Below are 12,583 nucleotides of genomic sequence, written 5' to 3' on the forward strand. Positions count from 1 at the left end.
TAACTAATATCCTTTTAAATAAAACTACTTTACTTAATAAAAAAAATCAGCCCATGTTCAGAGAATACGTACACAAACACATACACATATATATAAAAGAGCGCTGAAAAAATCTCAGCGCCTGTATCCAATGCTCTATTTACATTTTCAAAACCGGAATCCAAATTTCACATTTCACAGTTGGCGATGTAATATCTTTGCTTTTGATAGACAAAATTTCTGGTCCTTCTGTTTGTTGATAGCTTGAGGATGGAAACCATTCAGAATATATACGTCCCCATGTTTCCTGCAGTGTATTCGGAAAAGGTCCATCTGACTCGAATACAGCCCAAGTAAATGCTGGAACTTTTAGTACAGAAAAATCTTCAGAATACTCATGAGTGGTTGCTACACCAATATAATGATCAAGAACTCCTTTTTCCTCCATACGACCTTCCGAAAAATTAGTGGATGCTTGAATAATCCCTTTTGGTTCCACATTAGATAGTTCATAGAGTTTATTTATCTTCTCTGTATTCAATGATTTCCACATAGCAGTGATTTCTGGATTTTCACCATGGAAAACAATTGGCACCCTTTTCATGATACCAGCTATGTGAAATGCCTCTTTTTCTTCTATTCGGTAATTCATTCCATTTCCTCCTTTAATGGATAGTTGGAAAGTCATTCGTGGATATGCCTTTAATGCCTGACCATAATTTCTAGCCTCTGTAGGAGTCACCCCATGCAAAGTCTGAAATGCTCTGGCAAAAGAATCTGGTGAGCTATATCCGTATTTAATAGCAATATCAATAATCCTTAAGTTGCTATTATTTAAATCAAATGCTGCAAGAGTAAGGCGTCTTCTGCGGATATATTCTGACAGCGGAATACCTGCAAGAAAAGAAAACATTCTTTTAAAATGATATTCGGAACAAAACGCTAATCGTGCCACCACTTTAAAATCGATATCATTCGTAAGGTTTTCTTCAATATATTGCAATGCATCATTCATGTTCTTAAGCAAATCCATTTTATGACCTCCCTAATCAAAAGATTAACAAAAACAAAATGTATCCTTCCGACAATTCATGCACAATAATGTAGGGTTACTATAAGTTGTATTTTCATAGTAAAGTTTCTTTACCTTTGTCTTCAATAAAAAGAGGCTGGGACAAAACCCGCCTCTGAGATGAAAAAGCCGGTGAAATTTCACGATAAGTAAAATTTCACCGGCTTTGATTATTTTTTGAATAAAAATAAGGACCACTTCTGATAAAATTAAGTCACCACAACAAAATTATACAGAAAGAAGGATCCTTATGTTTAAAAATTATACCATGAATCAATTAGTTTTGCCTTTAGATTTAGAAGTAAAATTACAAAAAAATGATATTGCCTTCCATATCCATCATTTAGTTGAAAGTATCCCTCTTGAAGCGTTCGAACCATTTCTGCGAAATAATGGTTGCCCTGCCTACCATCCACGCATGATGCTTAAAATTATCTTATGTGCCTATACGCAATCTATCTTTTCAGGACGCAAAATAGAAGCCCTATTAAAAGATAGTATCCGTATGATGTGGTTAGCTCAAGGATATGAACCAAGCTACCGCACCATCAACCGATTCCGTGTTCAATCGGAAGTGAAAGATTTAATTCGCCAATGTTTCGTCCAATTTCGTTGCCAATTGATCGAAGAAAAACTTATCGATCAAGAAGCGGTTTTTATCGATGGTACAAAGATTGAAGCGAATGCGAATAAATTTACGTTTGTCTGGAAGAAATCGATGGAGAAATATCATCAAAGTTTAATTGAAAAGTCAAACCAGCTATACAATGAACTACTTGAAAACGAAATTATACCTGAAATAGAACGTGAAAGCGATGAACAGTTGTCATTGGAAGAACTCTCTCAATTGGTTCAAAAAGTGGACGATGTGGTAACTGAGTATGATAAACAAATAGAAGCATCATCAGACGTTCCAGAACGAAAAGCTTTAAGAAATGAACGCAAATACCCAAAACAAGTGCGAAAACAGTTGATTGATTTTGTCCTGCGAAAACAGAAATACCAACAAGACTTTGAAATCTTTGGCACGCGTAATAGCTATTCTAAAACAGATCCAGATGCGACATTTATGCGAATGAAAGATGATTATATGCAAAACGGCCAATTGAAAGCTGGTTACAATGTACAAATCGCAACGGAGGGCCAATACGCGCTTGCCTATAGTTTATTTTCAAACCCAACAGATACGCGTACGTTAATTCCATTTTTAGATGAGATCGAGCAGCATTATTTCGAGTTACCGAAGCACATTGTCGCAGATGCAGGTTACGGTAGTGAACAAAACTTTAATGATATCCTTTTAAACAGAAAACGAGAAGCACTTATTACGTATAATATGTATTTGAAGGAACAAAAGAAAAAGTACAAACAAAACACTTTTAATCCCGACAACTGGAAGTATGATCAAGAAACAGATACCTATACATGCCCTAATCAGAAACGTCTTGAATATCAATATTATTCAGTCCGTAATGACCGTACAGGTTTCCAACGGAAGTTCAAAATCTACGAGTGCGAAGACTGTTCGGGATGCCCATTCCGTTCATCCTGTACCAAAGCAAAAGAAGGCAACAATCGAAAACTAATGGTGAATGAAAAATGGGAACAGCAAAAAGAATATGTAAGAGCGAAGCTTTCAGAAGAGAAAACGAGTGCCATCTATCGAAAACGCAAAATCGATGTGGAACCAGTTTTTGGATTCTTGAAGGCTAATTTGCGTTTCACTCGATTTTCTGTACGAGGAAAATCGAAGGTAGAAAACGAAATGGGCCTCGCGTTAATGGCAGTGAATTTAAGAAAATTCACTACCAACAACTAAGGTAATAGAAAATTTAAACGCAAAAATAGAGAAAGGTGAATTTGAGTTCCCTCAAATTCACCTTTCTCACTATTTGAAGCTAGTTATGTCCCAGCCTCTTAAAGAATATCAGATTTTATTCGTGCTCCATTCTCTTCTTCAAATTACCCCAAGCTTTCGGTTTATTTAATGATCTGTATATTTAATTATTTTCCTAATTATTAAACCAACAGCTACTCCCGGTATAACACACAGTATTGGAAGCCATACTGGTCCAAATAATATTCCAAATATCCTTAATTTTGAAGAATAAATACAACCAACCGTTACAAAATAGGCAGAAAATAAAAACGGAAGAAAATCATACTTTTCTTTTCCTCCCCCTGCGTCTTTCCAAGCATCCCACATTGAATAGAAATACAAACATGGATAAAACATTAACCATTGATAATTTGCTTGTATAATTGCATTTTCGATATTACCATGAAAACTTAAAATAATGATTTCATTAAAATTCGCTTGAAGATTAACGACAAATTCTAATATTAACAGAACAGTTCCTTTGAAAAATTTCCCGTTTAAATACTGTCCAAATCCAGGGAGTGCAATACTCCACATTAATGCTTCTTTTTTGTTTGTCACATTGTTCTAATCCTTTACCATATTAAATTAAAATTTACTTTGGTTGTTTGATAAGCTCTTGACGGTCATCTGCTTGTGGCGGTTCCTCTAACCAAGCGTGTCTAATCATAATATTTGCACCGTCTTCCGCATATAAGGTAATTTCCGCTGAAAGCCTTGTATAGGTAGCACTTAAATCCATTCTCTCACAAGTACCCGCTGCTGTTCCATAATTTCCAATTCCGGTTGCTATCATAGCAGTAGTTAGAAACATCATTAATTTATCGGAAAATGGTGCAACCGTACTATCTAAAACATGTTAATCCCAAGACATAGGGGCAGGTAAATCTCCATCCGCAAGGAAAGAACTAAATTTTTTTAGATGTTTATTAGCAATTCCTTTTCCCTCTATAAAGAATTCCTTTACATCTTCACCTTTACAGACTTGCGCAAAAGCCATCATCATGGCTTCTCCCATTGAATTTGTTTGAATATTGATAAATAAATGTGTAATTTCAATTGCGGTTAACGGACGTTTTCCTTTACCGAAAAAGTCAAATAAAAACCTTTGCTTTGATACGAAATGAACCTTATCAGGGTTAGAAATGTAAGGTGGCCTAATATATGTTCCCTTTGACAAATTAACTTTCCTACACATATCGTGTAAAGTTTTTGCTTCTTCTAGTGTCTTTTGAAAGAATTTACTTACATCTTCTCTTGAAGAAACACCTATTGCTACTCCTGCACCTGCCATTGCAATAATCGCTAAATTTTGTAAAAAATATAGTTTGAATATATCGGTAAATAATTTTGGTGCATTAATATTTACATCTTCATCAGTAAATCCAACAGGTATAGGAATTTTTTCATTAGTGAAAATACCCGTAAGTTCCTGAATGTTCTTTTCAGTTACATCTAAAGAGTATTCAATAATTGGTAATATCTCCTTATCCTCACATTTGTTCTTAAAGTATTTCAAAACGCATCTTGTTAAAGTATCATTTTCGTATTGTGTCCAAAGAAAACCCATTTCGGAAGCGGTTAAACGAATATTATGTTCAGTCATTACTTTTCCATCATCAATCATTTCGAGGATCCCCCTTAAATAAGCGCATTAGCCTTCATATTTTTAGAATGAAATATTCGACTAAAATTATTCCTTATGGGAAGCTTTTTATTTCAGGATAAATAAGGAAACAGAAATCCCGCCGATTAAATCAGAAAAATCACTTTTTAAATGAAACGGATAATAGACAGCTTTGTCTAACTTATAAGGAGGGGGATAAGGGTGTCAATTAAAAGAGACGATGAATCAACATAAAAATTATTTAAAGCGCTTAATTAATACATCGTTTACACAATTTTTTACTTTTTACTTATCAGTTAAATGATTTAAAAAATACCAAACACTATTAGAAAGACGTTCCGCCGGGCGTGTTATAATATTTATTGCAATAGGGCTAGATTCATATCCATTCCAATACTTTAATTTCCCGCAAGATACTTCTAACTCAACAGCAGATTTTAATACTACACCATACCCTATTCCTTCTATTACATATTGCTTTACCGCCTCAGTTGAAAAAATGCTTTTGACTTGTCCCTTTGTTTGCCCATTTATGGATAAAGGAATGTCAGAAGGAACCCATACCGTCGTTGAGTCGATTGGAAACGGAGGCTGAATCCCTGTTAAATAGTCATTGGAGATTTTCCTTATTCTTAAAGAAAAATGATCCTCTGGAGGTGTTAATGTTATACCTATATCTACACTTCCAGATCGAACTAAATTTTCAATCTCCTGATCTGCCCCTATTTCTAAATCGACCGTGACATTGGGATGCTTCTGATTAAAGGTTAGTATAATCCTTGGTAATAAATAGGTACCTAATACTGGAGAAGTGCCCACGATAATTCTTCCCCGACTGCCTTGCTGAAACTCTTCCATTGCCCGATATACTTGCTCTTCTAGAGATAGAATGGATTCTGCATATTCCATTAAAGTCAAACCAGCATCTGTTGCCGTTATATTTCTCCCCACTACTGTATATAAGGAAACTCCTACATCCTGCTCCAATCTTTTTAGCATCATCGAGATAGCTGGTTGACTGACATGGATTTGCTTTGCAACCTGACTAATATTACTTGTTTCCATGACTTTCTTGAATACAGATAAATGATTCGTATTCATCCAAAACCACACCCATAACTTTTTAGTTATAATATTATAAAGATAATTATATTTGTATTATACCCTCTTCACCGTCAAAATAAAGTTATGGATATACTTTTAGAGTGAAAGGGGTAAAAAAAGGATGAACTTAAATGAAATAAAAACTCATTTCCCAATTTTGACTCAATCTGTTAATGGGCACCCTCTCGTTTATTTAGATAACGCCGCGACCTCACAAAAGCCGAAAGTTGTAATAGATACGTTAGAAGCTTATTATCAAACCTACAATGCAAATCCCCACAGAGGGGTACATACTCTGGGAGTAAAAGCAACAGATGCCTACGAAGCTGCAAGAGAGAAAGTAAAAACTTTTATTAACGCAAAGGAAACAGCAGAAATTATTTTCACACGAGGAACTACCTCATCCTTAAATTTAGTTGCTCAAAGTTATGTAGGGAAATTTCTCAAAGAGGGTGATGAAATTTTGATTACCCAGATGGAACACCATAGTAATCTTATACCTTGGCAGCAGGCTGCAAAAAAAATTGGCGCGATTTTAAAGTACATTCCTTTATCGCCAAACGGAACAATTGATTTGGATAATGTGAAGGAATCGATGACCGCCAATACGAAATTTATTTCCATCACTCATGTTTCTAATGTATTGGGAACTATTAATCCTATAAATGAAATTGTAAAGTTGGCACATAAACAAGGAGCAGTAGTTTGTGTAGATGCCGCTCAAAGTGTTTCCCACTTTAAAGTAGATGTTCAGGACCTTGCCTGTGATTTTCTGGCGTTTTCCGGTCACAAAATGATGGGGCCAACCGGAATCGGAGTTTTATATGGTAAAAAACAAATATTAGAACATATGCCTCCTATTGAATATGGCGGAGAAATGATTGATTTTGTTGGTTTATATGATTCAACATGGAAAGAGCTTCCGTGGAAGTTTGAAGGTGGTACACCGATCGTTGCAGGTGCAATAGGGCTTGGCACTGCCATCGATTTTTTGGAGCAAATTGGACTGGAAACCATTCGCCTTCATGAGAAAAAACTGGCTAACTTTGCATTGGAACAGCTATCTGCCATTAAAGGGATTTCCATTTATGGACCAAAAAACCCTGAACAAAGAGGTGGAGTAATTACATTTAATATTGATAATGTTCATCCACATGATTTGGCAACCTATTTAGATCAGGAAGGAATAGCTATTAGGGCTGGACACCATTGCTGTCAACCATTAATGAAGTGGTTAAATGTATCGGCAACTGCACGTGCCAGTTTTTATCTCTACAATACAGAAGAAGACATTGAGTTCCTTATCAATGGAATTAAAAAAGCGAAAGTATACTTTGAGGATGCATTTGCAATATAACTTACAGCTTAACGATTTATTATCCTGTAAATTTTTACACATATTCAATGACCGCAAAATTGCGGTCATTTTCATTATTTCCCTTTTTTCAAAATAAAAAGCATAAGTAATTCAATCATAAAAGTCACCTCTTATGAAATACGTTAGGCAACTATTAAAGTTTCATTTCCTATCGATAGGTTCAACATAATATCCTTCATCTCAAGCGTCGTTTAGAAATCTTCCACTCGAATTCTCATTTCAATCAAATATTCTGCTTGTAAATTTGGGGAATAATGAATATATGTTAAAAATTCATATATATCACTAATAACCGTTAATTGATGATCTTTTGTATACTGAATTAGTTTTTGTAAGTTCAAAAAGTAATCTTCTAAAGATGAAGATTCAAATGTAATACAAACGTATTTACCTTGTGAAATGGTGACGACTTCCATATCGTTCGTTAATGATGAAATCTGTTTCTTTGTTAGAACAGGAGTAAATAAATATTGATAAGTAACTTCATCGATATTTCTATATGGCTTATACGGAATTATCGTACCATAACCATTGTTTCTAAATCCTTCCGTCGTTACAGCAAATTTCTTCAGCTTACTGTAAGAAGCATTTAAAATATTTTCTGGATCGATTCCTTCAGCCTTTATTTGGATAATCTGTATTTCCTCTTCATTGGAAAGATAGACTTCACCAAGTGCAGGGTATTTGTTTTGCTTTTGCATCCCCTTTTTGACATTCGCAATGATTTGTTCAATTTCTAATAATGAATCGATTTTTTGTCTTATTATCTCTTCTTGTTCTGTTAAAAAAGTCAAAAAATCATTTGCCTGCAGCTCCTGTACCTTTTTTATTTCTTCTAATGGGGTACCAATATATTTTAGTGATTTAATTAAATCCAGACGGTGAATTTGTGAGTCCTTATAATAGCGATAGTTCGTATCCGGGTCAATATACGCTGGTTTAAATAAATTAATTCTATCGTAATAACGCAGCGCTTTTATCGAAAGATTAACCAGTTTAGAGACTTCTCCGATGGTATAAAGCTTTTCTACCATTTCAATCACTTCCTTACCTCTATATTGTAAAAAAGCGTATTCTCAGCGGCAACTAGGAATACGCTTTGAAATCTTTAAGTTGTACGATATGCCTTAGCTTTCCAAGCAAACGAAATCGCAATTCCGACTACTAATAAGACGGCTGAAAAGTAAAAGGGATAATTTAAATTGATATCAAATAACATCCCGCCAATAATTGGTCCAATGACATTACCAATACTAGTGAACATAGAGTTCATACCACCAACAAATCCTTGTTCATCGCCGGCAATTTTTGATAAATACGTTGTAACCGCCGGTCGTATCAAGTCAAATCCAACAAATACGATTGCCGTAACCAGTAAAATGGTAAAATAAGTATTTACAATTGTTACTAAAAATACAAGTATTGCTGAGAAAATCAAACAATAACGAATTAAACGAATTTCTCCCAGCCAATTCGTTAAGCGATCAAATAAACCTACTTGAAAAATCGCCCCAAATACTCCACCAGCTGTTATTGCAATCGCAATATCCTTCGGCAAAAAGCCGAATTTATGGTCTGCAAATAAGGAAAATAACGATTCAAAGGCTGCTAAACCGAATGAAAAAATAAAAATAATCATAAAGGATATAAAATACATCGGTACAAAAATACGTTTCCATCCTGTTTTTTCCCCTATAATTTCTTCCTTTTCAAGATTTCGTTCCGGTTCATGAAGGATAGTAATCGATATTATAGCAGTAATTAATGCAATAACTGCTGCAAAGAAGAATGGCAAGCGAGAATTAATTTCTCCTAAAAAACCGCCAAATCCTGGTCCAACAATAAAACCTGTTGAAATGGCTGCCGACATATATCCCATTGCTTTTGGACGTCTCTTAACCGTTGTAATATCAGCAATAAATGCTGTAACAGCCGGCATAATAAACGCTGCACTAACACCGCCAAGCATACGCGAAATAAAAAGCACCACAACCGTTTGTCCAATTCCGAATAAAAACTCCGACAATCCAAAAATGATTAGACCAATAATAATCATTCTTTTCCGTCCAAATCTGTCGACCCAACGGCCGGAAATCGGCGACAAAATTAACTGTGTAAGCGCGAAAAACGCCACCATATACCCGACAACAGATCCGGATATATGTAATTCATCCATGATAGTAGGAGTGACCGGAATAACAAGGCCTATTCCTAAAAAGACAATGAATATATTGATTAATAATATAACTAACATCATGTTTTTATTTTGCATATATTTATACTCCTTGAACTTAAAATATCTTGTTTAAAACATTCTCCAGGTTTGGATTTTATAAAAATAAATATGATTTTAGTACCATTTTGAAAACTCCTTTATCGCTGTCTTACCGTGCAACATTATTTCTATACTTAGTATTGTATCCCAGGACTATTTAAAACCTTACAAGGCATAATTTAAATCCTACCCTAAGGGGAGAGTCAAGTTTTTTCTCTTTTCTCCGCTATTTTGTCACAATCGAATGTAAATAGTAAATTGTAATGAGAAAATACGTTTCTTTATTGAAAAGGACATCTCGTAAATGCACAATTTGTGGGTCTGTGGTCAGACTTATAAAATGGAAGGATAAATATTAGAAGATTTATGCAAAATTTATGGAGTTTTTTAAGTGGAACATAGTTGGGCTTATATTAACTGAAATAGCATATCCTTAGACTCTAATATGACCGATTCATGATCAATTTGTATCCTTCCCCCACTTTTTTCGTACAAAAAGGGTAACAGTCCAACTGAATAAGCTTAGAAAACCTTCAGTTTGAGGAAAGAAAAATAATAAGAATTTAAAACAAAGTTTGATCAATTAGTGCCAATAACCTTCATAAAACGAACAAAAGAAAAAGGCTAGTTTTGAAAAAGATTAATCAAAATAAGCCCTTAATATAATTCAATTGAATTAGTTTTCATATAAATGTTTAATCATTTCTCTTATTAAAGCGCTCTTTTCTTGAATAACTATAGCTTTGAAAGAAATACCTCATATTTACAGTATACGGCAATTCAAAATTTTAATATTTAGTGTACCTCTATTTCCTAACCACTACATATAGTAAACTAGTTTGTAAACTAAACTACTATATGTAGTAAACTAGATTCTAAACTACTTATTTAATTTCTAAATATCTTTTTCCACCATGGCTTTTTTTCTTCCTACGTAGCTGCAATCTGCCTTCTTACTTCCCTTTGCTGGTACTACCCCTTTTAGTAACTTCATGGTAGATTTTTCGAAATGATTAACTCTGTACCTATATTGCTATTTCTTGGTCTTTTTTCTATCATATAAACTCCATTTTCTATTTGTAAATCAAAAATATTATTTTCATTAATCTTTCCTATTTTATTAATAGTATTATCAGCAACTTCATATTTATCAAAATCAATCTTATCTCCAGTACCTATTAACACATGATTTTGAGAATCCACTACTAACTTACTTACATTCATGTATTGTTTTGAAAATTCCTTTTCTTTTTTTCTACGAATATCGTAAAGAACAACTTTATTATCAAAATATCTATCTGAATAAAATCTTAGATAAAGAAATTGGTGATCATTCAATATTGTAGCCATTCCAATATTTTCATATGGAACTTTAAACGTTTGCAAAGTTTGATTTGAAATATTATATATATAACAATAACTGACTCCTTTTTTTTGATCCGTAAATAAAATTTTATTATTTACGAAGGAAACCCGAGAGTTTTCTGGTCCAAATGTTTCTAGTATAAATATATTTTTATTTGTTTTTTTGTTAAGATCCCTAAGCATTACATAGGATTTATTTTTGTTTTTATCATAATAAATCCATGATAAATAATGGTCCCTTAGCGCCGGAAAACCATTATCTATGGTTGTATCATGTTCGTTAGTTATTGCCGTTATTTTCCTAGTATTTGTATTCATGGCATAAATATTCTTTTGCTCTCCATAGTCGTCCGCATCTACCCATGTTACCCAATTATTATTTGCTTTAATTCCTTGTACTGATGAGCTCTCAAATTTAGTAGTAAATAGGTTGGATTTTCTTTTTGTCTTTATATTATATTGAATGATTTTATTTCCTAATTTAGATTTACTATTTTCATCTATACTCATATAAATAATATCTTTGTAAATGTTGTAAGAAAAAATTTCAGAAGAAGGAATTTTAATTTTGATGTTATTATTTTTATCAATTATTGTTGAACTTTTGGAACCTTTAGATAGATTCGTTGCCTGTGATGAAGTATTTTTATTTTTCGTTTCAAAGACATCAAATAAAAAATAACTAATGATCACTGCTGTTAATATACTAAGTGATAGTACCAAATATTTCTTTTTCATAATTGAATGACCATCCTTTGTTTAATAATTTAATAATGATAATAAAAAAGGTCGTGATTTAAACACGACCTTTTTTATTTTACCAGATCATAACAGGATTATTAGGCGACTCTAAATTAGCTTCATACACTGCCCTTGCAACACTTTTAGCAGAATTTGTTGTACCTAGTTTTACCCAACGAATAGCAGAATAACTTCCATGATGATTAGTGTCAACCAAACGGAATTGATCTGCATCTTTATCATAACCACTTACTGTTTCATAATGTCTCCATTTTTCGCCATTGTAATATGGAAGATAATCTGTTCTCACTAGTAAAATAGGTGCAGTAGATTGGTCACGCAATGTAGCTTTTACACGATTTTCTAAAGTTACTGCTGGGGTGGAGAATTGTGCTATATTTCCGACAATATATGGTGTCTTACTAAAATTATATATATCTCTATACCCATTAATAGCATCTGCTAAATAAGTTGAAACCGTTCCTCCTTTATCTGGAAAAGTTCCCATAGCTTCTCCTAGTTTTGTTTGGCTAGGAAGTGTATAAGAACTTCCACTCTTATATTTATGAAAACTTAATGCTTGTCTAGCATTAGCAGGGCCACAAAAGTTAAAATACTCCTGAACATTTCTGTATACATCGATCGTGTAATATTCATTAGCAGATGCTGCCTTTATTAGACTTCTCTGTTTTTGGAATGTTGCCTCCTCTTTCGCTATTTCGGCATCTCTTTGTTTTTCAAGTGATTTATAATACTCTTCGTTCTGTATATATTGTTTGTCTTCCAGTGCGACTCCACTAGTATCTGTGTTAGTACTTTCATCTGCAAATACGGAGCTAGGTATAACTAAACTTGTAGCTAGTAAAGTTGCTGCGGCAGTCACTCCCAAAAACTTCTTCACCAGCAAATTCCCTTTTATTCCCCTCATTAACATATTCCCCCTTTTTTTGTATTAGAGGATAATAATACCATATAATTTGAAGATTGTAAATATAATAAAGAGTAGAATAACTCATATCCTCCCGATAAGGTTTATTAGGAAGAAAAATAACGTATGTCAAAATATGTACAATACTATTGAAAGATGCTTCTACAAAAGATGTAGAACAGTTAAAAAAATAAAGAGATCCAAATAAAAGAAATTTTATATTTTAGTTAACATA

General features: G+C 33.5%; 9 protein-coding genes and 1 pseudogene. 2 read left to right on the top strand and 8 right to left on the bottom strand.

Annotation, left to right across the window (positions count from 1 at the left end):
• Positions 1–139: 139 nt before the first annotated feature.
• Positions 140–1,012 (bottom strand): AraC family transcriptional regulator, encoded by an 873-nt coding sequence (locus NSQ59_RS24135; RefSeq protein ID WP_340832928.1) that lies wholly within the window; start codon positions 1,010–1,012, stop codon positions 140–142.
• Positions 1,013–1,301: 289 nt separating this feature from the next.
• Between NSQ59_RS24135 and NSQ59_RS24140 the strand changes: the two genes are divergently transcribed.
• Positions 1,302–2,870, top strand: a complete 1,569-nt coding sequence (locus tag NSQ59_RS24140; RefSeq protein WP_126650088.1) for an IS1182 family transposase — start codon at positions 1,302–1,304, stop codon at positions 2,868–2,870.
• 165 nt (positions 2,871–3,035) lie between these two features.
• Here NSQ59_RS24140 and NSQ59_RS24145 read toward each other — a convergent pair whose 3' ends face one another.
• The 3 genes and pseudogenes from NSQ59_RS24145 to NSQ59_RS24155 form a co-directional block, all read right to left on the bottom strand.
• Positions 3,036–3,467 carry a hypothetical protein gene (locus NSQ59_RS24145; RefSeq protein WP_055741902.1) on the bottom strand — a complete coding sequence of 144 codons (432 nt, stop codon included), beginning with the start codon at positions 3,465–3,467 and terminating at the stop codon, positions 3,036–3,038.
• A gap of 58 nt (positions 3,468–3,525) precedes the next feature.
• A pseudogene (locus NSQ59_RS24150) lies at positions 3,526–4,557 on the bottom strand (DUF3231 family protein).
• A 285-nt stretch (positions 4,558–4,842) separates the two neighbouring features.
• Entirely contained in the window at positions 4,843–5,658 is an 816-nt protein-coding gene (locus tag NSQ59_RS24155; protein ID WP_340832929.1) for a LysR family transcriptional regulator, read from the bottom strand.
• A 124-nt stretch (positions 5,659–5,782) separates the two neighbouring features.
• Here NSQ59_RS24155 and NSQ59_RS24160 point away from each other — a divergent pair, with 124 nt between their 5' ends.
• Positions 5,783–7,018: a cysteine desulfurase gene (locus NSQ59_RS24160; protein ID WP_340832930.1), complete on the top strand. Its 1,236-nt coding sequence runs from the start codon at positions 5,783–5,785 to the stop codon at positions 7,016–7,018.
• Between the two features lie 212 nt (positions 7,019–7,230).
• On the opposite strand, the gene NSQ59_RS24165 is transcribed toward NSQ59_RS24160, so the two are convergent.
• From NSQ59_RS24165 to NSQ59_RS24180, 4 genes are all read right to left on the bottom strand, one after another.
• On the bottom strand, positions 7,231–8,073 hold the full coding sequence (locus NSQ59_RS24165; RefSeq protein WP_055741846.1) for a MerR family transcriptional regulator: 843 nt from the start codon (positions 8,071–8,073) through the stop codon (positions 7,231–7,233).
• A 74-nt stretch (positions 8,074–8,147) separates the two neighbouring features.
• Positions 8,148–9,311, bottom strand: a complete 1,164-nt coding sequence (locus tag NSQ59_RS24170; protein WP_340832931.1) for an MFS transporter — start codon at positions 9,309–9,311, stop codon at positions 8,148–8,150.
• 993 nt (positions 9,312–10,304) lie between these two features.
• A complete protein-coding gene (locus NSQ59_RS24175; RefSeq protein ID WP_340832932.1) occupies positions 10,305–11,417 on the bottom strand; it encodes a hypothetical protein in 1,113 nt (370 codons plus the stop codon).
• 79 nt (positions 11,418–11,496) lie between these two features.
• Positions 11,497–12,348 (bottom strand): C39 family peptidase, encoded by an 852-nt coding sequence (locus NSQ59_RS24180; protein ID WP_340832933.1) that lies wholly within the window; start codon positions 12,346–12,348, stop codon positions 11,497–11,499.
• Between the last annotated feature and the right edge of the window lie 235 nt (positions 12,349–12,583).

It is taken from the genome of Margalitia sp. FSL K6-0131 (genome assembly GCF_038008735.1).
Lineage (GTDB): Bacteria > Bacillota > Bacilli > Bacillales > Bacillaceae_C > Margalitia > Margalitia shackletonii.

Excerpts from the sequence above, each read along its gene's own strand:
- NSQ59_RS24135 (WP_340832928.1), bottom strand. The coding sequence starts at position 1,012 with ATGGATTTGCTTAAGAACATGAATGATGCATTGCAATATATTGAAGAA.
- NSQ59_RS24140 (WP_126650088.1), top strand. The coding sequence starts at position 1,302 with ATGTTTAAAAATTATACCATGAATCAATTAGTTTTGCCTTTAGATTTA.
- NSQ59_RS24145 (WP_055741902.1), bottom strand. The coding sequence starts at position 3,467 with ATGTGGAGTATTGCACTCCCTGGATTTGGACAGTATTTAAACGGGAAA.
- NSQ59_RS24155 (WP_340832929.1), bottom strand. The coding sequence starts at position 5,658 with ATGAATACGAATCATTTATCTGTATTCAAGAAAGTCATGGAAACAAGT.
- NSQ59_RS24160 (WP_340832930.1), top strand. The coding sequence starts at position 5,783 with ATGAACTTAAATGAAATAAAAACTCATTTCCCAATTTTGACTCAATCT.
- NSQ59_RS24165 (WP_055741846.1), bottom strand. The coding sequence starts at position 8,073 with ATGGTAGAAAAGCTTTATACCATCGGAGAAGTCTCTAAACTGGTTAAT.
- NSQ59_RS24170 (WP_340832931.1), bottom strand. The coding sequence starts at position 9,311 with ATGCAAAATAAAAACATGATGTTAGTTATATTATTAATCAATATATTC.
- NSQ59_RS24175 (WP_340832932.1), bottom strand. The coding sequence starts at position 11,417 with ATGAAAAAGAAATATTTGGTACTATCACTTAGTATATTAACAGCAGTG.
- NSQ59_RS24180 (WP_340832933.1), bottom strand. The coding sequence starts at position 12,348 with ATGAGGGGAATAAAAGGGAATTTGCTGGTGAAGAAGTTTTTGGGAGTG.